The sequence below is a fragment of the Serratia sp. PL7 genome (assembly GCF_945957435.1).
On sequence record NZ_CAMFLB010000001.1, the window covers coordinates 407,656 to 429,708 of the forward strand.

The 22,053-nt window shown below is 63.0% G+C and carries 22 protein-coding genes and 1 tRNA gene; 17 read left to right on the forward strand and 6 right to left on the reverse strand.

The window, feature by feature from the left end:
- The first annotated feature begins 24 nt into the window (after positions 1 to 24).
- The gene (locus tag N6G83_RS01955) at positions 25 to 480 is read left to right on the forward strand and encodes a hypothetical protein (protein WP_147823997.1); all 456 of its coding nucleotides are present in this window, start codon (positions 25 to 27) and stop codon (positions 478 to 480) included.
- A 112-nt stretch (positions 481 to 592) separates the two neighbouring features.
- Here N6G83_RS01955 and N6G83_RS01960 read toward each other — a convergent pair whose 3' ends face one another.
- Complete coding sequence (locus N6G83_RS01960; RefSeq protein ID WP_260514509.1) at positions 593 to 1,513, reverse strand: AraC family transcriptional regulator; 921 nt, start codon at positions 1,511 to 1,513, stop codon at positions 593 to 595.
- A 105-nt stretch (positions 1,514 to 1,618) separates the two neighbouring features.
- Between N6G83_RS01960 and N6G83_RS01965 the strand changes: the two genes are divergently transcribed.
- The gene (locus N6G83_RS01965; RefSeq protein ID WP_197813478.1) at positions 1,619 to 2,452 is read left to right on the forward strand and encodes an oxidoreductase; all 834 of its coding nucleotides are present in this window, start codon (positions 1,619 to 1,621) and stop codon (positions 2,450 to 2,452) included.
- Positions 2,453 to 2,549: 97 nt separating this feature from the next.
- Here the strand turns inward: N6G83_RS01965 and N6G83_RS01970 are convergent.
- The 3 genes from N6G83_RS01970 to dpiA form a co-directional block, all read right to left on the reverse strand.
- Positions 2,550 to 2,625 (reverse strand) — tRNA-Asn (locus N6G83_RS01970).
- Positions 2,626 to 2,739: 114 nt separating this feature from the next.
- A complete protein-coding gene (locus N6G83_RS01975) occupies positions 2,740 to 5,829 on the reverse strand; it encodes a beta-galactosidase (RefSeq protein ID WP_260514511.1) in 3,090 nt (1,029 codons plus the stop codon).
- A 102-nt stretch (positions 5,830 to 5,931) separates the two neighbouring features.
- On the reverse strand, positions 5,932 to 6,618 hold the full coding sequence (gene dpiA / locus N6G83_RS01980) for a two-component response regulator DpiA (protein ID WP_149570539.1): 687 nt from the start codon (positions 6,616 to 6,618) through the stop codon (positions 5,932 to 5,934).
- Positions 6,619 to 6,931: 313 nt separating this feature from the next.
- On the opposite strand from dpiA, the gene citC reads away from it, so the two are divergent.
- From citC to dhbA, 13 genes are all read left to right on the forward strand, one after another.
- On the forward strand, positions 6,932 to 8,002 hold the full coding sequence (gene citC / locus N6G83_RS01985) for a [citrate (pro-3S)-lyase] ligase (RefSeq protein ID WP_004940809.1): 1,071 nt from the start codon (positions 6,932 to 6,934) through the stop codon (positions 8,000 to 8,002).
- Positions 8,002 to 8,310, forward strand: coding sequence for a citrate lyase acyl carrier protein (gene citD / locus N6G83_RS01990; protein WP_019452464.1), 309 nt, complete (start codon positions 8,002 to 8,004; stop codon positions 8,308 to 8,310). The genes citC and citD overlap by 1 nt, the downstream gene beginning before the upstream one ends.
- The gene (citE, locus tag N6G83_RS01995; protein ID WP_033651847.1) at positions 8,294 to 9,214 is read left to right on the forward strand and encodes a citrate (pro-3S)-lyase subunit beta; all 921 of its coding nucleotides are present in this window, start codon (positions 8,294 to 8,296) and stop codon (positions 9,212 to 9,214) included. The genes citD and citE overlap by 17 nt, the downstream gene beginning before the upstream one ends.
- Positions 9,214 to 10,719, forward strand: a complete 1,506-nt coding sequence (citF, locus tag N6G83_RS02000) for a citrate lyase subunit alpha (RefSeq protein WP_060433538.1) — start codon at positions 9,214 to 9,216, stop codon at positions 10,717 to 10,719. The genes citE and citF overlap by 1 nt, the downstream gene beginning before the upstream one ends.
- 3 nt (positions 10,720 to 10,722) lie before the next feature.
- Positions 10,723 to 11,271, forward strand: coding sequence for a citrate lyase holo-[acyl-carrier protein] synthase (gene citX / locus N6G83_RS02005; RefSeq protein WP_049204979.1), 549 nt, complete (start codon positions 10,723 to 10,725; stop codon positions 11,269 to 11,271).
- Complete coding sequence (gene citG / locus N6G83_RS02010; RefSeq protein WP_193402893.1) at positions 11,252 to 12,136, forward strand: triphosphoribosyl-dephospho-CoA synthase CitG; 885 nt, start codon at positions 11,252 to 11,254, stop codon at positions 12,134 to 12,136. Before citX ends, citG begins: the two co-directional genes overlap by 20 nt.
- Positions 12,137 to 12,161: 25 nt before the next feature.
- Positions 12,162 to 13,625: an anion permease gene (locus tag N6G83_RS02015; RefSeq protein ID WP_004940821.1), complete on the forward strand. Its 1,464-nt coding sequence runs from the start codon at positions 12,162 to 12,164 to the stop codon at positions 13,623 to 13,625.
- Between the two features lie 146 nt (positions 13,626 to 13,771).
- Positions 13,772 to 15,001: a bifunctional glucose-1-phosphatase/inositol phosphatase gene (gene agp, locus N6G83_RS02020; protein WP_049295954.1), complete on the forward strand. Its 1,230-nt coding sequence runs from the start codon at positions 13,772 to 13,774 to the stop codon at positions 14,999 to 15,001.
- Between the two features lie 119 nt (positions 15,002 to 15,120).
- Positions 15,121 to 15,411, forward strand: a complete 291-nt coding sequence (locus N6G83_RS02025; RefSeq protein WP_015378435.1) for a nucleotidyltransferase family protein — start codon at positions 15,121 to 15,123, stop codon at positions 15,409 to 15,411.
- Positions 15,408 to 15,779, forward strand: a complete 372-nt coding sequence (locus tag N6G83_RS02030; protein WP_043143151.1) for a DUF86 domain-containing protein — start codon at positions 15,408 to 15,410, stop codon at positions 15,777 to 15,779. Before N6G83_RS02025 ends, N6G83_RS02030 begins: the two co-directional genes overlap by 4 nt.
- The gene (locus tag N6G83_RS02035) at positions 15,772 to 16,506 is read left to right on the forward strand and encodes a 4'-phosphopantetheinyl transferase (protein ID WP_197835825.1); all 735 of its coding nucleotides are present in this window, start codon (positions 15,772 to 15,774) and stop codon (positions 16,504 to 16,506) included. The genes N6G83_RS02030 and N6G83_RS02035 overlap by 8 nt, the downstream gene beginning before the upstream one ends.
- 189 nt (positions 16,507 to 16,695) lie before the next feature.
- Complete coding sequence (locus N6G83_RS02040; protein WP_049295950.1) at positions 16,696 to 17,886, forward strand: isochorismate synthase MenF; 1,191 nt, start codon at positions 16,696 to 16,698, stop codon at positions 17,884 to 17,886.
- A gap of 102 nt (positions 17,887 to 17,988) precedes the next feature.
- Positions 17,989 to 18,747 (forward strand): 2,3-dihydro-2,3-dihydroxybenzoate dehydrogenase, encoded by a 759-nt coding sequence (dhbA, locus tag N6G83_RS02045; RefSeq protein WP_089181686.1) that lies wholly within the window; start codon positions 17,989 to 17,991, stop codon positions 18,745 to 18,747.
- 1 nt (position 18,748) lies between these two features.
- On the opposite strand, the gene rarD is transcribed toward dhbA, so the two are convergent.
- Positions 18,749 to 19,627 (reverse strand): EamA family transporter RarD, encoded by an 879-nt coding sequence (gene rarD / locus N6G83_RS02050; RefSeq protein WP_060447888.1) that lies wholly within the window; start codon positions 19,625 to 19,627, stop codon positions 18,749 to 18,751.
- Positions 19,628 to 19,766: 139 nt separating this feature from the next.
- On the opposite strand from rarD, the gene alkB reads away from it, so the two are divergent.
- Complete coding sequence (gene alkB / locus N6G83_RS02055; protein WP_260514516.1) at positions 19,767 to 20,414, forward strand: DNA oxidative demethylase AlkB; 648 nt, start codon at positions 19,767 to 19,769, stop codon at positions 20,412 to 20,414.
- On the opposite strand, the gene N6G83_RS02060 is transcribed toward alkB, so the two are convergent.
- The gene (locus tag N6G83_RS02060) at positions 20,397 to 21,332 is read right to left on the reverse strand and encodes a LysR family transcriptional regulator (RefSeq protein ID WP_025303449.1); all 936 of its coding nucleotides are present in this window, start codon (positions 21,330 to 21,332) and stop codon (positions 20,397 to 20,399) included. The genes alkB and N6G83_RS02060 overlap by 18 nt on opposite strands.
- Positions 21,333 to 21,417: 85 nt before the next feature.
- Between N6G83_RS02060 and N6G83_RS02065 the strand changes: the two genes are divergently transcribed.
- Entirely contained in the window at positions 21,418 to 22,047 is a 630-nt protein-coding gene (locus N6G83_RS02065) for an alanyl-tRNA editing protein (protein WP_260514518.1), read from the forward strand.
- The last annotated feature ends 6 nt before the right edge of the window (positions 22,048 to 22,053 follow it).

The following is a 22,053-nucleotide window of genomic DNA, read 5'->3' on the forward strand; positions in this document are numbered from 1 at the left end:
TTTTACCAAGCAATTGGGGGGGGAATGGCACGCCGAATTGAATTGCAGGGCATAGCTAATGCTCTTAATGAGAGCTTTGTGAGCCGTAACAACGATTTTAAAGGATACTGGGCTATTGGTCAGTTAAAGTTATTGGCTATCAATAACAAACTCACTACGATAGATTTTTTCCTTACTCCCCCTAAAAGCTTACCGCACTTTAATCTGAGACATTATGTTGAACTCCACTATGTAGGCATGCTTGGACATTTGTTAAGAAAGCAACAAATTCCTGATATTTGGGTCAGTGAAGCTAGTATTACGCTCGATTTTAACGTTAATGCTAAACACGAGCAGTTGAATAAATGCTCAACCGCAGGTGAGCCTTTTCAGTGCCGTTGTCAGATAATTGATGACACTGGTCGCTGTTACTCTTCGGTTGTTTATGGTCGGAGCCAAGTTCACTCATCTGTAAAAGAACTAAAACGACTCGAAAAATAACTGTATAAAAATCAGCTGAAGTTCCACTCCTCGCTCATAGCGGATTTTCTCTCCAAGTGCTGGTCCGCCTGGCGCCAGAAGCGAACTATCGTTTTGCCATACCAAATAAGCCTCAGTGCGATGAAACAAATACCGACGCAGGCTGCGCGGGCGGAATGGCGAAGTGACGCTGCATACGCTTTATCTCCTCTGCCGGTGGCAGGCCAAACAGACGCTTGAATTCGCGGTTAAATTGCGATGGGCTTTCATAGCCAACGGCGTAACTCGCGGCGGCGGCGGTGATTTGTTGGCGCACCATCAGCATCCGTGCCTGGTGCAGGCGTACCGATTTCACATACTGCATTGGCGGCATCTGCGTTATCGCCTTGAAATGGCTATGAAAGGTTGGCACGCTCATGCCGGCCATCATCGCCAGCTGTGTCAGCGTTAACGGCTCCGCGTAAGCGGCATGGATGTGCTGCAACGCTTTACCGATTTTGCCAAACTGCCCCTGCAAGGCCAGCGCGGCACGCATTGCATTGCCCTGTGCGCCTGTCAGCACGCGGAAATAAAGCTCACGCACCCGCGCCGGGCCGAGGATCGCCGCCTCAAGTGGGTTGGTCAGGACGTCAAGTAAGCGAAGTACGGCCATTTTTACCGCGCTGTCCATGGGGCTCGACATCATGCTTTGCGGCGCGACGGGAGGATGCGGGGCGCCATGCTGTTCAATCTGCAACATCAGTTCCGCGGCAAGCTGAAAATCCAGATGCATATAAATCGCCAGCAGCGGATGTGCTGCCGACGCGTCGGTTTCCATCACAAACGGCACCGGCACCGAAACCGCCAGGTAGTGCTGCTCATCATATAAATAGGTCTGTTGACCGAAATAGCCGCGTTTGCTGCCCTGGCAGACGATCACGATCCCCGGATCGTAAAGCACCGGCGTTCTGGCAAGCGGGCGATCGGAACGCAAAATTCGCACATCAGGTAGGGCAGTGAGGTTGTATCCCTCTTGCACCGCAAGTCTATTCATCAGTGCAATCATGTCGGACATCCCACCACCTCATAAAATCAGGCAAGAAAAAGAGAAAATACGGCCTAAAAATACGGCAGGGAAGAGAATACCATGCAACCTTCATGGTTCATGGGAGTTCTTTTTATGGCATCTGCAAAAACGATTTTAATTACCGGCGTCAGCAGTGGCTTTGGTCAGGCGCTGGCGCGAGAAGCCCTCGCCGTGGGGCATCGGGTTGTAGGGACGGTGCGCAACAGCGAAGCACTGCAGGCTTTCGCCGCGCTCGATACGCAGCGGGCTTTTGGCTATCTGCTTGATGTCACGGACGATGAACGTATTGATGAGGTGGTTGGAGAGATAGAGTCCGCCGTCGGTCCGATAGATGTGCTGGTGAACAATGCCGGTTACGGCCATGAAGGCATTCTGGAAGAATCCCCGCTTGCAGAGCTGCGCCGCCAGTTTGACGTCAATGTGTTTGGCGCGGTGGCGATGATCAAAGCCGTGCTACCGGGCATGCGCCAGCGCCGTCGCGGCCACATTATCAATATCACCTCAATGGGCAGTTTCATTACCTTGCCCGGTATCAGCTATTACTGCGGCAGCAAATTTGCACTGGAAGGAATATCAGAAACCTTAAGTAAAGAGCTTGCCCCGTTCAACCTACACGTGACCGCCGTGGCGCCCGGTTCGTTTCGAACGGACTGGGCCGGGCGTTCAATGGTACGCAGCCCTCGCCGTGTCCCTGACTATGACGCGCTATTTGAACCTGTTCGTCAGGCGCGCCAGGAAAAAAGCGGCAAGCAACTCGGCGATCCGGTTAAGGCGGCTCACGCCATGCTGGCATTGATCGAGAGCGGGAACCCGCCCACGCATCTGTTGTTAGGCAGTGACGCATTAAGTTTGGTGCGGCAAAAGCTCGAGGCGCTAGGTAAGGAAATTGAACAATGGGAGAAACTCACCCGTTCAACGGATGGCTGAACGGTGTCGGGTAGAGAGAGTGTAGGGGATCACCGATTATGATCCGCCCAACAGCAAAAAGCCCGCTCAGGTTTCCCTGAGCGGGCTTCTCTAAATATGGCTCCTCTGACTGGACTCGAACCAGTGACATACGGATTAACAGTCCGCCGTTCTACCGACTGAACTACAGAGGAATCGTGTGAACGGGGCGAATAATAGCGAGGCGCCGTCGGCATGTCAAAGGCGGATTACACATTCTGTGACTGTTTGCTTACAGAATGCGCAACCCGTTGAGTTTTTTGGCAGATTTAGCCCTCGGGCGCCCGCTGCAGGCGCAGCTGATAGCGGTAAACGCCGGCGGTGAGCAGGTAATCCCGGTGCACGCTCGGGCTCCAGGAATCGTCGCCGCCCACCCCCATATGGAAGCCGTCCAGATGCAGCCAGGTGCCTGCTTCCGGCTGCAGCAGATGCTGGTGGCTGCAGGCCATCAGCTGTTGCAGGCCGTAGCGGCTGAGCGAGAAGTGGAAGCGGCCGTCGATGCGCCAGCCGCCGTAGCGCAGGCTGCGGGTGTCGCAGCGCAGGCCGTTCTCGCCGGGGAAAATATACGGCGTGTGCAGATCCGCCAGCGGCAGGCGCCAGCGCCCGTGTTGCGCGGCCAGGCAGCGATCCGGGTAGTTCTCGTGCGGGCCCAGGCCCAGCCATTCCGCCTGCGGCTGCACCGTCGCCAGTTGGCAGTGCAGGCCGATGCGCGCCGGCGGCGGCAGGGCGTCGGCCACCTCGACCTCCACGTTCACGCTCACCGCGCCCAACGCGTCGAACAGCCACTGTTTGCGGCTGATCAGCAAAATCTCCCCGTCCACGCCGAACTGGTGTTCGCTCACCACCTGCACGCCGTTTTGCAGCGCATCCGCCTGCAGCCGCGTGCAGCGCTCCTCCAGCCGGTACAGGCCCGCCAGCTTCCAGCGTTCGACCCAGGCGTTGGGATCGATATGGTCCGCTTCGCTGACGCCGATGTCGTTATCGATCGGCGCGCGCGCAAAGCCGTCGCGCAGCGGCGTCAGCAGCTGCGGCTGTTCATTCTGCCACCACTGCGTCAGGTGGCCGCTGCTGCGCTCGAAGCGCCAGCGCTGGTCGCCGTGGGTGAGCGTCAGCCCCTGCTCGTCTTCAGTCAGTGTGGGCGGCAGGCCCTGCGCCGGCGGCGGGGCGGGATGCAGCGCGCGCGGCACCCGCCACTGATCCCAGGCGCAGCGGTGGTGCGCTTCGGACCAGTCGGTGGCCTGCGGCTGCACCACCTCCACGTTCAGCCACAGCTCGCCGGGCTGATGCAGCATCGGCAGCCGGTCGAGCAGGGTGAAGCGAGTGCTGCCCTGCGGCGGCAGCGCCAGATCGAAGCTGCCGCTGGCGCGCTCCACGCCGTCCAGCTCCAGCCGCCAGTTGAGCTGTTCGTTGTCGGTGTGGCGGAACAGGTAATCGCTGGTGACGGTCAGCGTCAGCGAGGCGGCGTCGAAGGCGAAGCGGAACAGCTGCTGGGCCCGCTGCGCTTCGAACAGTGCCGGGTGTGGGGTACGATCCGCGAACACCAGCCCGTTCAGGCAGAACTGGCGATCGTTGGGGGAGTCGCCGAAGTCGCCGCCGTAGGCCCAGAACTCTTGGCCGCGCTCGTCGCGTTTGATCAGCGCCTGATCGACCCAGTCCCAGACAAAGCCGCCCTGCAGGCGCGGATGTGCATGGAACGCGCGCCAGTAGCGCTCGAAACCGCCGAAGCTGTTGCCCATTGCATGGGCGTATTCACACAGGATCAGCGGGCGCTGTTCCTCCGGCAGGCCGATCCACTTGCCGATCGCCCATTTAGGCACCGCCGGGAACGGCTGATCCTGATCCACTCGCGCATACATCGGGCAGATGATGTCGGTAGCGGCGGTGTCGGCGCCGCCGCCTTCATATTGCACCGGGCGGGTCGGATCCTGGCTTTTCACCCAGCGGTACAGCGCGTCGTGGTTTACGCCGTGGCCGGACTCGTTGCCCAGCGACCAGATAATGATGCAAGGGTGGTTGCGATCGCGTTGCACCATGCGGGTGACGCGCTCGCTCATTGCCGGCAGCCACAGCGGATCGTCAGCCAACCGGTTCATCGGCTGCATGCCGTGGGTCTCGATATTGGCTTCGTCCACCACGTACAGCCCGTAACGGTCGCACAGCCGGTACCACAGCGGGTGATTGGGGTAATGCGAGCAGCGCACCGCGTTGAAGTTGTGCTGCTTCATCAGCAGGATGTCGTGGCGCATCGTCGCCTCGTCCATCACCTGGCCGTGGCGCGGATGATGCTCGTGGCGGTTAACGCCGCGGATCAGCAGCGGCTGTCCGTTGAGCTTCAGCAACCCGCCGCTGATTTCTACCTGACGGAAGCCGACGTCATAGGCCTCCACCTCGATAATCTCCCCCTCGGGCGAGAGCAGGGCGACGGTGGCGCGATACAGCGCGGGCGTTTCGGCGCTCCACAGCGCCGGGCGTTCCACCGGCAGGCGCAGCGTGGCGCGATCGTCATAGGCGCCGCGCTCGTCCACGATCTCGCTGCCGAGCGGCTGGGTGCGTTCGGCCACCCGCGCGCCATCGCGCCACAGCTGAACCTGCACCTGCAGCGGGCCGGGCCGGTTGGCGCGCGCCGTCACCACCAGTTCGCCGCGGGTAAAGCTGTCATGCAGCGGCGTGGTGATGCGCACATCACTCAGGTGCGCGGCGGGTTTGTGCAGCAGGCTGACGTCGCGGAAGATGCCGCTCATGCGCCACATGTCCTGATCTTCCAGATAGCTGCCGTCGCACCAGCGCAGCACCATCACCGCCAGCCGGTTTTCACCCGGCCGCAGCCACGGGCTGAGATCGAACTCCGCCGGCAGGCGGCTGTCCTGCGAATAGCCGACCCAGTGGCCGTTGCACCATAAATAGAACGCCGAGTTGACGCCGTCGAAGATAACGCGCGTCTGGCCGGCGGCCAGCCAGGCCGGATCGACGCTGAAGGTGCGCGAGTAGCAGCCGGTCGGGTTGTCTTCCGGCACGCGCGGCGGATCGACCGGGAACGGGTAGCGCACGTTGGTGTAGATCGGCGCATCGTAGCCGGCGAGCTGCCAGTTGCCTGGCACCGTCAGCGGGGCGGCGTCCGGCAGATCCTGCTGCAGCCAGCCTTCCAGTGCCGCCTCTGGGCGCGGGAAATAGCTGAAGCGCCACTCGCCGTTCAGCGACCGGCGGCTGGCGCTGGGGGCATCGTCGCGCGCGTCTTCCACCGTGCGCCAGCTGGCGAACGGCGGGTGAGCGTCCAGCCGGCGGTAGTGGGTGCAGGCCGGGTTTTGCCAGTCACGGCGGGCGAGGATCTCGGTCAGGGAAGCAAGGGGCGCAGCGGGCATCGGCGATCGTCCTGTCGGCTAGGTGATGCTCACCAAGATGCTGACCGGCGCATAAAAAGTAAAGCGGTTACACGCAACCTTGCAAGGGCGATCAAATAACCGTTAATGCGGTTCGCCGGCGCGGTAGATCCGCTGTGGGCGGCCGACCTTGCCGTAAATGATCTCGGCGCGCAGCTGCTGCGCGGCGGTGCAAAACTCCAGATAACGGCGCGCAGTGGTGCGGCTGAGCCCCATTTTTTGCGCAACGCTTTCAGCGGTGTGGCGCGCGGCGGGTTCGGCAAACAGCGCGCGGACCTTGCCCAGCGTCAGCTCGTCGATGCCGGCGGGCAGCGCCGCCTGCTGTTCGCCGCGGGCGTAGGTGTTGAACATCTCGTCGATGCGGCGCTGGTTGAGGCGCGCTTTGTCCTTCAGCGCTTCGCGGCGTTGGCTGAAGCGCTGCAGGGTCTGGCTCAGCCGGTCATAGGCCACCGGTTTGATCAGGTAGTCGAACACGCCGTAACGCAACGCCTCGGCCACGGTGGCCATGTCGCTGGCGGCGGTGATGAACACGATGCCGCCGTGATACCCGCTCAGCGTCAGTTCGCGCAGCAGGGTGATGCCCTGGCCATCGGGCAGAAAGTTGTCCAGCAGGATCAGGTCCGGCTTGAAGCGCTCGGTCATGGCGCGCGCCTGCGCCAGGGTGCCGGCCAGCCAAATCTGGCGGCAGCCGCCGTTCTGGCGGATAAACTCCGCGTGCATTTCCGCCAGCGGCGTTTCGTCTTCAACGATCAGGATGTTCAGCCATTCCATAATGAAACCTACTATTGCAATCAAGATGCTAAATGAATGTAAGTAAACTGCGGCGCCAAATAAAGATTATCTCAATAATAAACACCATAAGATTAATTAAGCAAATAAAGAACATTAAATAACTTATTAACCGGGATTGGTTTGTGAAATAGGTCAATAATCGGCGTTTTTTTTCTGTTTACCATTGCTTTATCGAACGCGAAACGGCGTTTATCTCCATGGTTTTTAAGGTTTTAATTATCCTTGTTGATGTTAATTAAAATGCTTTTTTGTATTTAATTTGTTGTTTGTCAGTTAACCCAGAGAGCGTGTTATGTTAGGCGATGCCGTATTTAATCGGGTAAAGCGATCGGATCATAAAGCGATTTCGGAAATAAGCGCCTTCTTGCGCAGTAACGATCTGAATATCGACACCACGGTTGAAATATTTATTACCGTTACCCAGCACGACAAATTGGTCGCCTGCGGCGGCATCGCCGACAATATTATCAAATGCGTTGCCATCAGTCCGCTGATGCGCGGCGAAGGGTTGGCGCTGGCGCTGGCGACCGAGCTGGTGAACCTGGCCTACGAGCGCCATCACACCCAGCTGTTTATCTACACCAAGGTGCAGAACGAGCCGCTGTTCCGCCAGTGTGGTTTCTATCCGATCGCCACCGTGCCGGGCATCGTGGTGCTGATGGAAAACAGCCCGTGCCGCCTGAAGCGCTACGCCGCCCAGCTGGCGAGCCAGCGCCGGCCGGGCGACACCATCGGCAGCATCGTGATGAACGCCAACCCCTTCACCCGTGGGCATCAGTATCTGGTGCGTCAGGCGGCCAAACGCTGCGACTGGCTGCACCTGTTTCTGGTGAAGGAAAACACCTCGCGCTTCAGCTATGAAGACCGCCGCCGGCTGGTGCTGGCCGGCACCGCCGATATTCCCAACCTCACGGTACACGAAGGCTCGCAGTACGTGATCTCGCGCGCCACCTTCCCCTGTTACTTCATCAAGGATCAGGGCGTGGCCGACGACTGTTACACCGAAATCGATCTGAAGATCTTCCGCCAGTATCTGGCGCCCGCGCTGGGCATTACCCACCGCTTCGTCGGCAACGAGCCGTTCTGCGCGGTAACCGCGAAATACAACCGCGACATGCGTTACTGGCTGGAAACGCCGGCGCTGCCCAGCCCGCCGATCGCGCTGGTGGAAATCGAGCGTTTGCAATATCAGGGCACGGCGATCTCCGCCTCCTGGGTGCGCAAGCTGCTGGCGGCGGGGGACTTCCACGCCGCCGCGCCGCTGGTGCCGCCGGACACCCTGTACTACCTGCAGGATCTGCAAACGCAGCGCCGGGCCAAGGCGGCCCCGCATCCTTTTGAGTCCGCACAATCAGGTGAATGATGAAAATTATCCGAGAAGCAATGGCCGGCACGCTGGAATCCAGCGATGTCATGGTGCGCATCGCGCCCGCCGAGGGGCCGCAGCACGATCTGTTGATCGCCAGCAGCGTGGAAAAACAGTTCGGCGCGGCGATCCGCCACACCCTGCTGGAGGTGCTGCAGCGCTATGAGGTGGAGCCGGTGCAGGTGATCGTCGACGACAAGGGGGCGCTGGACTGCGTGCTGCGCGCCCGGCTGGAAACCGCGCTGATGCGCGCCTGCGAGGGCGGCCAACTGCCGTGGGAGGCGAAAGATGAAAACGCTGAATAAAACCCGGCTGCGCCGCAGCATGCTGTTCGTCCCTGGCGCCAACGCGGCGATGGTCAGCAACGCCTTTATCTACCAGGCCGACGCCCTGATGTTCGATCTGGAAGATTCGGTGATCCTGCGTGAAAAAGACGCGGCGCGCCGGCTGGTGTACCACGCGCTGCAGCATCCGCTGTACCAGGAGGTGGAAACCATCGTGCGCGTCAATGCGCTCGACTCCGCCTACGGCCTGGCGGACTTGCAGGCCGTGGTGCGCGGCGGCGCGGACATCGTGCGCCTGCCGAAGACCGACAGCGCGCAGGACGTTGTCGACATGGAGCGCGAGATTGCCGCCATCGAAGCGGCCTGCGGGCGGCCGGTCGGCAGCACCGGGCTGCTGGCGGCGATCGAATCGGCGCAGGGCATCACCCACGCGGTGGCGATCGCGCACGCTTCGCCGCGTCTTATCGGCATCGCGCTGGGGGCGGAGGACTACGTGCGCAACCTGCGCACCGAGCGCTCGCCGGAGGGCATCGAGCTGCTGTTCGCCCGCTGCTCGCTGCTACAGGCGGCGCGCGCTGCCGGCATTCAGGCGTTCGACACCGTCTACTCCGACGCCAACAACGAAGCCGGCTTCCTGCAGGAAGCGGCGCTGATCAAACAGCTCGGCTTCGACGGCAAATCGCTGATCAACCCGCGCCAGATTGAGCTGCTGCACAACCTGTACGCGCCGACCGCCAAAGAGGTGGCGCACGCGCAGCGGGTGGTGGACGCCGCCGAAGCGGCGGAGCGGGAAGGGCGCGGCGTGGTGTCGCTCAACGGAAAAATGGTCGACAGCCCGGTGATTGAACGCGCCCGGCTGGTGCTGGAGCGCGCCGCGCTGTCCGGCTTGCGGGAAGAACCGGCGCAGCACGGGGAGGAAGCATGATGAACCGCCAACAACGATTGATGACCTTCGCCAACCCGGCGGATCTGCCGGGCTATCAGGACGTGTCCAAAGCCAACCTGCAGGCGCGTAAACCGCGCGATCTCAAGCTGTGCGACTCCTTGCAGGAAGCGGTGCGCCGCAGCGGGCTGCAGGACGGCATGACCATCTCCTTCCACCATGCGTTTCGCGGCGGCGATTTGACCCTCAATCAGGTGATGGAGACGCTGGCGGCGATGGGGTTCCGCAACCTGACGCTGGCCTCCAGCTCGCTGACCGACTGCCATGCGCCGCTGGTTGAGCATATCCGCCACGGCGTGGTGAGCCGCATTTACACCTCCGGGCTGCGCGGCCCGCTGGCGGACGCCGTTTCGCGCGGCCTGCTGGCGGAGCCGGTGCAAATTCACTCGCACGGCGGCCGGGTCAACCTGATCGAATCCGGCGAGCTGAAGATAGACGTGGCCTTCCTCGGCGTGCCGGCCTGCGATGAGTTCGGCAACGCCAACGGCTACAGCGGTGAAGCCTGCTGCGGCTCGCTCGGCTATGCGCGGGTGGACGCCGAGGCGGCGGGCACCGTGGTGCTGCTGACCGAGCAGCTGGTGCCGTATCCGCATCATCCCGCCAGCCTGGCGCAGGATCGGGTGGATCTGATCGTGCAGCTGGAGCGGGTGGGCGATGCCGACAAGATCGGCGCTGACGCCACGCGCATGACCTCGAACCCGCGCGAGCTGCTGATCGCCCGCCGCGCCGCCGAGGTGATCGCCGGTTCCGGCTACTTCAGCGAAGGCTTCTCGCTGCAAACCGGCACCGGCGGCGCCTCGTTGGCGGTGACCCGGTTCCTGGAGGACAAGATGCGCGCCCGTGGCATTCGCGCCGCGTTCGCCCTCGGCGGCATCACTTCGACCATGGTGGATCTGCACGAGAAAGGGCTGATCGGCAAGCTGCTGGACGTGCAGAGCTTCGATCGGGCGGCGGCGACCTCGCTGGCGCGCAACCCGCGCCATATCGAAATCAGCGCCAACCAGTACGCCAACTTCAGCTCCAAGGGCGCCTCTGTCGATCGGCTCGACGTGGTGGTGCTGAGCGCGCTGGAAATCGACACCGGCTTTAACGTTAACGTGCTGACCGGCTCCGACGGCGTGCTGCGCGGCGCGTCCGGCGGCCACTGCGACACCGCCGCCGCCGCGCGGCTGGCGATCATCGTTGCGCCGTTGGTGCGCGGGCGCATCCCGACGCTGGTGGAGCAGGTGACTACCTGCGTCACGCCGGGTTCCAGCATCGACATTCTGGTGACCGACCACGGCATCGCCGTCAACCCGGCGCGGCCGGAGCTGGCGCAGCGCCTGCGGGAGGCCGGCCTCGAGGTGGTGAGCATCGACTGGCTGCGCGCCCGCGCGCTGCAGCTGACCGGCGAACCGCAGCCGATCGCGTTTACCGACAAGGTGGTGGCGGTGGTGCGCTACCGCGACGGCTCGGTGATCGACGTGGTGCATCAGGTGGCGGAGTAAGCGATGGCCGCCGTCGATCCCCAACTGGCCGCCGAACGCGCGGTCAGCCTGCCGGCGCTGCTCACCAGCCGCGAATGCCGCCAAGCGCGCCAGCAGGCGTGGCTGGCGCAGCACGAGTGCACGCTGCTGGTGCTGACGCTGGTGGTGCCCGGCCCGGTGAAGGACAGCGCGTTGACGCGCGGCATCTTCAACCTGGGGTGGGCGGCGCTGCTGCGGCTGTGCGCCGAACAGGGTTGGCCCAGCCCGCAGGCCGAGGCGCTGGCGCTCGCCACCGGTTGCGAAGGGTTTGTGGCGCTGCGCGCCGATGCCCAGCGGGTGAAAGACTGCGCCATGCAGCTGGAGGTGAGCCGCCCGATCGGCCGACTGTGGGATATCGACGTGCTGGATACGCAGGGGCGCATTTTGTCGCGCCGCGACATCGGCCTGCCGGAACGGCGCTGCCTGTTGTGCGGCCAACCGGCCAAGATCTGCGCCCGCCAGCGGCGGCATAGCAGCGAGCAGCTGCTGCATGAAATGGAAAGGATGTTCAACGATGCGATCTCTGCCGATTAATCCACCCGCCCGTCACACCGAGCCGGCCTGCGGCTTCGCCCGCGCCGCTTTCCGCGCGCTGCTGGTGGAGGTCAACCTCACGCCCAAACCGGGGCTGGTGGATCGCCATAACACCGGCGCTCACCGCGACATGGATCTCGGGCACTTCTACCGCAGCGCCCGCGCCATCGGCGTGTGGCTGCCGCGCTTTATCCAACGCGGACGGGAAGACGCGGCTTTGCCGGCAGAGCAGCAGCTGGCGCGGCTGCGGCCGCTTGGCCTGGCCTGCGAAAACCAGATGTTTCGCGCCACCGGCGGCATTAACACCCACAAGGGCAGCGTGTTCTCACTCGGGTTGCTGTGCACCGCCTTCGGCCGCCTGCAGCAGCAGGGCCGCGCCATCGGCGCAGAAGCGCTGTGCGCCGAGGTGGCGGCGATGTGCAGGGGGCTGGTGGAGCGCGAACTGCGGCGCAACAACGCCGGGCAGACCGCCGGCCAGCGGCTGTTCGCCGCGCACGGGCTGAGCGGCGCACGCGGCGAGGCGGAGTCCGGTTTTCGGTTGGTGCTTGACGGCGCGCTGCCGTTGTATCGGCAACGGCTGGCCGCCGATGGCGACGAACAGCGGGCGCTGCTGGACAGCCTGCTGTGGCTGATGGCCCACAACGACGACACCAACGTCGCCTCGCGCGGCGGCCTGCACGGGCTGCGCTGGCTGCGGCGCCGGGCGGCCTGGCTGCTGGCGCAGGGCGGCTCGGCCGGGGAGGCGGGCCTGGCGCGCCTGCAACGCTTCGATGCCGACTGCATCGCCCGTAACCTCAGCCCCGGCGGCAGCGCCGACCTGTTGATAGTGACCTGGCTGCTGGCGCAGCTGGGTGCCCAAGAATAATAACCAAGCCTTCAGGAGAGTCCCAATGTCCCAAACCCAGGAAAAGATCTGGAAAGCGATAGCGCCGCTGGCGGTGCTCGCGATCCTGTTATTGATACCGGTACCCGACGGCATGCCGCCGCAGGCCTGGCACTACTTCGCCATCTTCGTGGCGATGATCGTCGGCATGATTCTGGAGCCGATCCCGGCCACCGCCATCAGCTTTATCGCGGTGACCGTCAGCGTGCTCAGCGCCAACTGGGTGCTGTTCGGCGCGCAGGAGCTGGCGGAGCCGGGCTTCAAGGCCGGTAAAGAGGCGCTGAAATGGGGGCTGGCGGGCTTCTCCAGCACCACCGTCTGGCTGGTGTTCGGCGCCTTTATCTTCGCGCTGGGCTACGAGGCCACCGGGCTGGGGCGGCGCATCGCGCTGTTCCTGGTGAAGTTCATGGGCAAGCGCACGCTGACGCTGGGCTATGCGGTGGTGATCATCGATATCCTGCTGGCGCCGTTCACGCCGTCCAACACCGCGCGCACCGGCGGCACGGTGTTCCCGGTGGTGAAAAACCTGCCGCCGCTGTTCGATTCTTTCCCTAACGATCCCTCCTCGCGCCGCATCGGCGGTTACCTGATGTGGATGATGGTGGTCGGCACCAGCATCAGCTCCTCGATGTTCGTCACCGGCGCCGCGCCGAACGTTTTGGGCATCGAGTTCGTCGGCAAGATTGCCGGGGTGCACATCAGCTGGATGCAGTGGTTCCTGGCGTTCCTGCCGGTCGGCCTGCTGCTGCTGATCATCGCGCCGCTGATCTCCTACTACCTGTACAAACCGGGCGTGACCCACAGCAGCGAAGTGGCCGCCTGGGCGGATACCGCGCTGGGGGAAATGGGCAAGCTGACGCGCAAGGAGTACACCCTGATCGGCCTGGTGCTGCTCAGCCTGTGTCTATGGGTGTTCGGCGGCAAAATGCTGGACGCCACCGCGGTATGCCTGCTGGCGGTGTCGCTGATGCTGGCGCTGCACGTGGTGTCGTGGAAAGAGATCACCAAATACTCCAGCGCCTGGAATACGCTGGTTAACCTGGCGACGCTGGTGGTGATGGCCAACGGCCTGACGCGTTCCGGCTTTATCGACTGGTTCGCCCAGACCATGAGCACCCACCTGGACGGCTTCTCGCCGAACATGACGGTGGTGGCGCTGGTGCTGGTGTTCTACTTCGCCCACTACCTGTTCGCCAGCCTGTCGGCGCACACCGCCACCATGCTGCCGGTGATCCTGGCGGTCGGCAAAGGGCTGCCGGGCGTGCCGATGGAACAGCTGTCGATGCTGCTGGTGCTGTCGATCGGTATCATGGGCGTGCTGACGCCGTACGCCACCGGGCCGGGGGTGATCATCTACGGCTGTGGCTACGTGAAATCGAAAGACTACTGGCGCCTGGGCGGCATTCTCGGCGTGGTGTACATCGCCGCGCTGCTGCTGATCGGCTGGCCGATCATGAGCCTGTGGTACTGAGTTGAAGCCACGCGGCCACCGCCCGGTGGCCGCGGTTACGATCCTTTCCCGTGAACTCTGTCACACACTTGTCACACTAACCCCGCCATCATACGCAGGCAAACGCTAACACCTTAAAAATAATCATTTTCCGGGAGCCTCTGCGGATGAGAAAAAAAACGTTATTGCTGTGCCTGCCTTTGTTATTCACCGGGAATGCGCTGGCGGACGCCGGCGGTTATCAACTGGAGCAGGTGCTGGTGATGAGCCGCCATAACCTGCGCGCGCCGCTGGCCAACAACGGCAGCGTGTTGGCGCAGTCCACGCCGAAGGCCTGGCCGGCCTGGGAAACGCCGGGCGGCCAGCTGACCACCAAGGGCGGGGTGCTGGAAGTGTATATGGGGCACTACTTCAACGCCTGGCTGAAGCAGACCGGCCTGTTGCCGCAAGAGGGCTGCCCGACCGCCGGCAGCGTGTACGTCTACGCCAACAGCCTGCAGCGCACGGTGGCCACCGCGCAGTTCTTCAGCAACGGTGCGTTCCCTGGCTGCGACGTCAGCGTGCACCATCAGGACAAGATGGGCGAGATGGATCCGACCTTCAACCCGATCATCACTGATACCAGCGAAGCCTTCAACCAGCAGGCGCTGGCGGCGATGAACGCCGCGCTGGGATCGCTGAAGCTGGACGCCTCTTACCAACAGCTGGCGAAGATCATCGACTACAAGGATTCCGCCGCCTGCAAGACCGACAAACACTGTGACCTGACCAAAGAAGCCAGCGTGATGAGCGCGGTGCCGGGCAAAGAGCCGGGCGTCTCCGGCCCGCTGCGGGTGGGCAACTCGCTGGTGGACGCCTTTATGCTGCAGTATTACGAAGGTTTCCCGATGAAAGAGGTGGCCTGGGGCAAAATCGCCACCCCGCATCAGTGGAAGCAGCTGGCGCAGTTGAAAGACGGCTATCAGGATTCGCTGTTCACCTCGCCGGTGGTGGCGCAAAACGTCGCCAAACCGCTGCTGACCTACATCAACAACGCGCTGCTGGGCGAGCGCAAACCGGACGCGCCGAAGTTGACGGTGCTGGTCGGCCACGACTCCAATATCGCCTCGCTGCTGTCGGCCATGCAGTTCCAGCCGTATCAGCTGCCGCAGCAGTACGAGAAAACGCCGATCGGCGGCAAACTGGTGTTCCAGCGCTGGCGCGACGCGCAGAACGACCGTGAATTGCTGAAGATTGAGTACGTCTATCAGTCCACCGAACAGCTGCGCAAGGCGACGCCGCTGACGCTGCAAACCCCGCCGCAGCGCGTGACGCTGGCGCTGAAAGGCTGCCCGATCGACAAAGACGGTTTCTGTGCCTGGAGTGATTTCGAAAAGACCATGAAAGGCATCTTGTAATGCCCGGCCTCTCTTCCGATCGCGGGGGAGAGGCATAGGCGCGGCTGCCGGGGGATTGTGCTTGAATCCCCTCAACCGATCACCTAGCATTTCGTTAGGTGTAACGGGGAGAGAAAACCATGCGACCATCCATTGTTCTTGCAGAACATCGCCAGGCGATCCGAAAAACGGTTGGGCTGTTCCCTGCGGCCAATCCGCGGATTTTCGGCTCGGTGCTGCATGGCACCGATCGGGAGGGCAGTGATTTGGATCTGTTGGTCGATGCGTTGCCGGGTGCCACGTTGTTTGATCTGGGAGGGCTGCAGTCGGAACTGGAAGCGCTGCTGGGCATTCAGGTGGATCTGCTGACGCCGCTCGATTTGCCGCCGGCCTTTCGTCAGCAGGTTTTGGCGGAGGCCCAACCGGTATGAAAGATGCGCGGTTGGTCGATTATCTGAGCCACATGCAACAGGCGGCGCAGGATGCCTGTGATTTCGTTGATGGCTTGGCGGCGGCAGATTTTATCGAAGATAAACGCACTCAGCAGGCGGTCATTATGAGCCTGATTATTATCGGTGAAGCCGTGACGAAAATCATGGATGGCAGCCCCGCGTTTACGCAACGCCATCCTGAAATCCCCTGGCGAAACATGCGCGGCATGCGTAATCGCATTGCGCACGGTTATTTTGATATCAACCTTGAAGTGGTCTGGGCGACGGTGCAAACGGCGTTGCCGGAACTGCTTACACAGCTGTTGGCGGTACGCCAGGATGCTGAGAAGTTAAACGACGGTGATTAAGCTTTCTTTGGACAGTGACTCTGGTTCCTGCCGGAGCCCCACTTTTATCCGCAATATCGAATTTTTCACGCCGGACGGCTATCCGGGCCAGGTCGCGCGCTGCCATTTTGCGCTGGCGGAGTATCGCGACGAGCGTTTTCCCGAGGCGGGCTTTGCGCTGCCGGACCACCTGGCGCGCGCGGTGCCGAAACGCCGTGCGGAGTATCTGGCCGGGCGTGTTCTGGCGCGGCAGCTGCTGGCGCCGCTCGGTTTCGCCGACTTCACCCTGGCGCGCGGCGAAGATCGCGCGCCGCAGTGGCCGCCGGGCATCGCCGGGGCGCTGAGCCATAATTCGCATACCGCGCTGTGTGCCGTACACCCTGAGCGCGGGCTGGGTGGCGTTGGGCTGGATGTGGAGACGCTGCTCTCCGACGTGCGGGCGGAGGAGCTGTGGGGGGCGATCGTTTCGGCGGGGGAGCGCGAGGCGTTACTGCGCGAGGCGCTGCCGTTCAACGAACTGCTGACGCTAACGTTTTCCGCCAAAGAGAGCCTGTTCAAGGCGCTTTATCCGCAGGTGCGCTGTTACTTCGATTTTCTCGATGCGCGCATGGTCGCCGTGGATACGCAGCGGCAGACGTTTGTATTAGCGTTGCTTAAGACCTTGACGCCAAATTGCCCCGCCGGCCGCCGGTTTAACGGGCGTTTTTGGCGTGAAGGTGACGATGTCACGACTTTTATTTTTTGCTAAAACATAATAATAACAGTGTGTTATTTCTTGCGGCGCCGTAACGCGGATGTGCCGCGGCGGGCGGAAAGATTCATTCATCGGAGATTGACCCACGGTGGGGTTCCGGTGTAATTTATCCTCCTTTTATAGCTAATGATAATTATTCGCATAAACATTATCATTGGTGGGGCGCAACAAAGGAGTGGTCTTGTGGCGACACTGACGACAGAAAACCAAACCTTCTCCGGGTTTGAGTACGCCGAACAATCGACCTTTTTGTACCGGTCCGAATTCCGGTCCCTCTCCGCCGACGGCGTGTTTGAGCGTATCGAGACGCCGGCGTTCGGCGGCGAGCAGGAAGGCAGCGCGCTGGCGCAGCATATTCGCCAGGCGCTGGCGCGCGCCAAAGCCGCCGGCCAAGAGACGCCGGTGGTGGTGGGCGCCATTCCGTTCGATACGCGCCGGCCTTCCTGCCTGTACGTGCCTGAAAACTGCCAGTTTGTCGCCAACGACAGCTTTACCCGCGCCGCGCGCCCGATGCTGCAACAGCCGCATCGCCTGGCCGCCTGCACCAGCATTCCGGACGAACCGCGCTTCAAGCACGCGGTGGCGGAAGCGGTCAGCCGCTTTAAACAAGGCAAGCTGGACAAGGCGGTGCTGTCGCGCATCCTCGACATCGAGCTGGAGCAGCCGGTGGCGGGTCACCAGATCCTCAATAACCTGATGGTGCAGAACCCGACCGGTTATCACTTTTCCCTGCCGTTGGCCGATGGCGGCGTGCTGATCGGCGCCAGCCCGGAGCTGCTGATCCGCAAGCAGGGCGGCGAGATCCACACCAACCCGCTGGCGGGTTCGGCGCGCCGTCAGGACGATCCGCAGCAGGATCGCCTCGGCAGCGAGCGCCTGATGCGCTCGACCAAAGACAAATACGAACACAAGCTGGTGATCGACGACATCCGTCGGCACCTGGCACCGCTGTGCGCCAGCCTGAGCGTGCCCAGCGGCCCGTCGTTGCTCAGTACCGGCACCATGTGGCATTTGTCCACCCGCATTCGCGGCGAGCTGCTGAACCCGAATCTCAACGTGATGCAGTTGGCCTGTCTGCTGCATCCGACGCCGGCGCTGTGCGGCTTCCCGACCGAGAGCGCCCGCCAACTGATCGCCGATCTGGAACCGTACGATCGCGGCCTGTTCAGCGGCATCGTCGGCTGGTGCGACGCCAACGGCGACGGCGAGTGGGCGATCGTCATCCGCAGCGGCCTGCTGCGCGGCAACCGGGTGCGGCTGTTCGCCGGCGCGGGTATCGTCGCCGCCTCGACGCCGCAGTCCGAGTGGCTGGAAACCGCCGCCAAACTGGGCACCATGCTCAACGCTTTCGGCCTGAACAGCGGCGCGCTGTAGGGCCACTTTGCGGCGCAGCGCGCGCCGCATCCTATCCTTTTCGCAGGAGACAACGATGAACAACAATATGACCCGGCTGTGCGCCCGGATGGCGGTGCGCGCATGAGCATTCAGATGGATTTCACCGGCAAACGCGTGTGGGTGACCGGCGCGGCACGCGGCATCGGCGAGCAGATCTCCCGGCATTTTTTGACGCAGGGCGCCGAGGTGGTGGGGTTTGACCGCGAGTTCGCCAACCCGGATTTGCCTTACCCTTGCGTGACGCTGGACATCAGCCGGCCGGAGCAGGTGGAGGCGGTGTGCCGCCAACAGCTGGTGGAGAACCCGCAACTGGACGTGTTGGTCAACGCCGCCGGCATTCTGCGCATGGGCAATACCGAAGATCTGAGCGTGGATGACTGGCATCAGTGCATCAACGTCAATGCCTCGGGGGCGTTTTACCTGTTCCGTGCCGTGTTGCCGCACTTCAAGGCGCAGCGCAGCGGGGCGATCGTCAGCATCGGCTCCAACGCCGCGCACGTACCGCGCGCGCAGATGGCGGCCTACTGCGCTTCCAAGGCGGCGCTGACCAGCCTGAACCACTGCGTGGGGCTGGAAATGGCGCCGTTCGGCGTGCGGTGCAATCTGGTGTCGCCGGGCTCGACCGACACGCCGATGCAGCGGGGCATGTGGCAAACCGACGATGCGCAGCAACGCACCATCGCCGGCTTCCCCGAGATGTTCAAGCTGGGGATCCCGCTGGGTAAAATCGCTCGCCCGGACGAGATCGCCAACGCGGTGTTGTTCCTGGCCTCCGACCTGGCCAGCCACATCACCATGCAGGACATCGTGATCGACGGCGGCGCCACGCTGGCCGCCTGAGTCAGACCCGCTGGCGGCGCAGCAGGTGCTGCGCGCCTTCCGCCGCCAGCAGCAGCACCGCCAGCCAGATCGCCAGATAGGTTGGCCATTCGCTTTGGCTGATGCTCTCGCCGAGCAGCAGCGCGACGATCACCAGCAGCACCGGTTCCACATAGCTCAGCAGGCCGAACAGGCTGAACGGCAGCAGGCGGCTGGCGAGGATATAACACACCAATGCCACGGCGCTGATGACGCCGAGTAGCGGAATGCGCCAATACAGCTCGGCATTGATCGACAGCGCCGCCGCGCCGCCGTCGCCGAAGGCGAACCAGGCCGCCGCCGGCAGCATCAGCGCCAGCTCGCACCACAGCCCGCCGAGATTATCGGTGCCGAAACGCCGCCGCAAAATAAAGTAGAGCGGATAGCCCAGCGCCACCACCAGCGTCGGCCATGATACGCCGCCCGCCTGATACAGCTCATTGCCCACCCCCACCATGGCGCACGCCACCGCCAGCTTTTGCAGCAGCGACAGCCGATCGCGGTAGATCAAACGGCCCGCCAGCACCATGGTCAGCGGCAGCAGAAAATAGCCGAGCGACACGTCGAGCGCCTTGCCGTGCAGTGGCGCCCACAGGAACAGCCACAGCTGCACCCCCAGCAGCGCCGAGGTGAGCAGGAGGCCCAGCAGGCGCTGCGGCCGTTGGCCGATCCAGGCCAGCGTGTCGCCCACTTTGCGCCAATCGCCGGACAGCGCCATGAACAGCGTCAGGAACGGCAGCGTCAGCAGCGTGCGCCAGCCGTAGACCTGCTCGCCGTTCAGCGGGGTGAGGGTAGAGGTGAAGTAATACATTGCGCCGAACAAGATGGAGGCGACGACCGAAAGAGTAATGCCCTTAATCACACGCATTCCTGGTGAGTGATTGATTTTATGGCGGCTACTGTAGAGAAATTTGTCGCCAACGACAATGGCGTTGCCGGGTGCTGGACAATCGGCGGCGGCGGGTTACAATGACCACTGTGTATTCATACAGGTTATGGCGATGACAATCGATCTTTTTGAAGACGCGCTGCCGCCGCCGTGGCGCGAAGAGATCGCCCCCGGCGCGGTGGTGATGCACGGTTTTGCGCGCGATCACGGGCCGGAGCTGCTGGCGGCGGTGCAGGGCGTCGTGGCCCAGGTGCCGTGGCAGCATTTGACCACGCCCGGTGGGCACGTGATGTCGGTGGCGATGAGCTGGTGCGGCAACGGCTGGACCAGCGACAGCCGCGGCTACCGTTACTCGGAACGCGACGCGCGCAGCGGCAAACGCTGGCCGCCGATCCCGTCTATCCTGATGGCGCTGGCGGACGAAGCCGCGCAGCAGGCGGGCTTCGGCCCCTTCGTGCCGGACTCTTGCCTGATGAACCGTTACGATCCGGGCAGCAAGCTGTCGCTGCATCAGGATAAAGACGAACACGACTTCGGTGCGCCGATCGTCTCGGTGTCGCTCGGGCTGCCGGCGGTATTTCAGTTCGGCGGGCTGCAACGCAGCGACCGGGCGCGGCGCATCCCATTGGCGCACGGCGACGTGGTGGTGTGGGGCGGCCCATCGCGGCTCTGTTTTCACGGCATCCTGCCGGTCAAAGAAGGCTACCACTCGCTGGTGGGGCCGCACCGCATCAACATCACGCTACGCAAGGCGCTTTAGCTGCGGCTCCTGCGCCAGGCAGGTGACGAGATAGTCGATAAACACCCGCAGTTTGGGCGGCAGATACTGGTTAGGCGCGTAAAGTAACCACAGGCCACCGTGATAGCTGCTGAGGAAATCCCATTCCGGCAACACCTGCACGATCTCGCCGTCGTCGAGCGCCTGGCGGGCGGTAAAATACGGCAGGCTGCCGATGCCGATATGCTGTTTCACCGCGTCCAGCCGCACGCCGGTGTGGTTGGCGGCGTAGCGGCCGCGCACGTTGACCGTCACCGTTTTGCCGCTGCGGCGGAACTTCCATTGCGCGTCGCTCGGCGTTTCTCCCAGATAGATGCAGCTGTGCGCCGCCAGATCGTGCGGGTGCTGCGGCGTGCCGTGCTGCGTCAGGTAGTGCGGCGTGGCGCACAGCAGATGGTCTATTCTCATCAACTGGCGGCCGATCAATCCGGGCGACGGGCGATCGGTAATGCGCAGCGCCAGATCGACCCGATCGTCGATCAAATCCATGTAGCGATCTTCCAGCCGCAGCCTCACGTCCACCTTCGGGTAGCGGCGCAGGAACTCCGGCATGTGCGGATGCAGCACGAAGCGGCCCACCGCCTTGGGTACGCTGACGCTGACCAGCCCTTCGGGCTCCGCGGCGCCGCGCCCGCCGATCGCCATGACCGCGTCGGCCGCCGCCAGCAGGGTGCGGCAGTGCGCAAACGCCTCTTCGCCGCTTTCGCTCAGCCGCAGTTTGCGGGTGGTGCGGTGCAGCAGCTGCAGCGCCAGCGCCTGTTCGAGCTTCGCCACGCTGCGGCTGACGGCAGAAGGCGAAGCGCCCAGCTTGCGGGCGGCGGCAGAAAAGCTGCCGCTCTCTACCACCTGAACGAACACGGCCATTTCGGGCAGCAGCGCGTAAGAAAGATTTGTGCTCATGACGCAAAGGTCCATTGTGATGGCGGCGGATTATCCTCCGATTATGACATGAATATAATGGCTCTTCGAACCGAGGAGAAAAATGATGACCGAACGACGTTATTACTACAGCGACGATTTACAGGGCCAGGCACGGGTGTTGAGCTGCGCGCCGGCCGAGGCGGGCGCTTACGCCGTGGAGCTGGACGCCACGCTGTTCCACCCGCAGGGCGGCGGCCAGCCGTCCGATGTGGGAGCGTTAGACGGCGTCGCCGTGCTACGGGTGCAGCAGCAGGGGGATTCCGTGGTGCACTTTACCGCCGCGCCGCTGCCGATCGGGCCGGTCACGATGCAAATCGATGAAGCGCAGCGTCGGCTGCACGCCCGTTGGCACTCCGGCGGGCATCTGATCGGCTGGCTGGGCGAAACCCGGGGGTGGCGGCCGGTCAAGGCGCATCATTGGCCGGGGGAAGGGCGCATCACTTTCGCGCCGGGATCGGATGCGCAGACGATAGAAGCGGACTTTTTGCAGGCGGAGCTGACGCGCTTGATTGCTGCCGATTTACCGCGCCGCCAGCAGGCGGTGGACGGTTTGCGCCAGATCGGTTTCGGCGAGCTGCCCGCCTACGGCTGTGGCGGCACCCATGTCGCCGCGCTGGGCGAGGTGGGCGCGATCGCGATCACCGGCATAAAGATGAAGAAAGGGCAGTTGAATGTGCAGTATGAGCTGGGTTGAATAAGG

Excerpts from the sequence above, each read along its gene's own strand:
- N6G83_RS01955 (WP_147823997.1), top strand. The coding sequence starts at position 25 with ATGGCACGCCGAATTGAATTGCAGGGCATAGCTAATGCTCTTAATGAG.
- N6G83_RS01960 (WP_260514509.1), bottom strand. The coding sequence starts at position 1,513 with ATGTCCGACATGATTGCACTGATGAATAGACTTGCGGTGCAAGAGGGA.
- N6G83_RS01965 (WP_197813478.1), top strand. The coding sequence starts at position 1,619 with ATGGCATCTGCAAAAACGATTTTAATTACCGGCGTCAGCAGTGGCTTT.
- N6G83_RS01975 (WP_260514511.1), bottom strand. The coding sequence starts at position 5,829 with ATGCCCGCTGCGCCCCTTGCTTCCCTGACCGAGATCCTCGCCCGCCGT.
- dpiA (WP_149570539.1), bottom strand. The coding sequence starts at position 6,618 with ATGGAATGGCTGAACATCCTGATCGTTGAAGACGAAACGCCGCTGGCG.
- citC (WP_004940809.1), top strand. The coding sequence starts at position 6,932 with ATGTTAGGCGATGCCGTATTTAATCGGGTAAAGCGATCGGATCATAAA.
- citD (WP_019452464.1), top strand. The coding sequence starts at position 8,002 with ATGAAAATTATCCGAGAAGCAATGGCCGGCACGCTGGAATCCAGCGAT.
- citE (WP_033651847.1), top strand. The coding sequence starts at position 8,294 with ATGAAAACGCTGAATAAAACCCGGCTGCGCCGCAGCATGCTGTTCGTC.
- citF (WP_060433538.1), top strand. The coding sequence starts at position 9,214 with ATGAACCGCCAACAACGATTGATGACCTTCGCCAACCCGGCGGATCTG.
- citX (WP_049204979.1), top strand. The coding sequence starts at position 10,723 with ATGGCCGCCGTCGATCCCCAACTGGCCGCCGAACGCGCGGTCAGCCTG.
- citG (WP_193402893.1), top strand. The coding sequence starts at position 11,252 with ATGCGATCTCTGCCGATTAATCCACCCGCCCGTCACACCGAGCCGGCC.
- N6G83_RS02015 (WP_004940821.1), top strand. The coding sequence starts at position 12,162 with ATGTCCCAAACCCAGGAAAAGATCTGGAAAGCGATAGCGCCGCTGGCG.
- agp (WP_049295954.1), top strand. The coding sequence starts at position 13,772 with ATGAGAAAAAAAACGTTATTGCTGTGCCTGCCTTTGTTATTCACCGGG.
- N6G83_RS02025 (WP_015378435.1), top strand. The coding sequence starts at position 15,121 with ATGCGACCATCCATTGTTCTTGCAGAACATCGCCAGGCGATCCGAAAA.
- N6G83_RS02030 (WP_043143151.1), top strand. The coding sequence starts at position 15,408 with ATGAAAGATGCGCGGTTGGTCGATTATCTGAGCCACATGCAACAGGCG.
- dhbA (WP_089181686.1), top strand. The coding sequence starts at position 17,989 with ATGAGCATTCAGATGGATTTCACCGGCAAACGCGTGTGGGTGACCGGC.
- alkB (WP_260514516.1), top strand. The coding sequence starts at position 19,767 with ATGACAATCGATCTTTTTGAAGACGCGCTGCCGCCGCCGTGGCGCGAA.
- N6G83_RS02060 (WP_025303449.1), bottom strand. The coding sequence starts at position 21,332 with ATGAGCACAAATCTTTCTTACGCGCTGCTGCCCGAAATGGCCGTGTTC.
- N6G83_RS02065 (WP_260514518.1), top strand. The coding sequence starts at position 21,418 with ATGACCGAACGACGTTATTACTACAGCGACGATTTACAGGGCCAGGCA.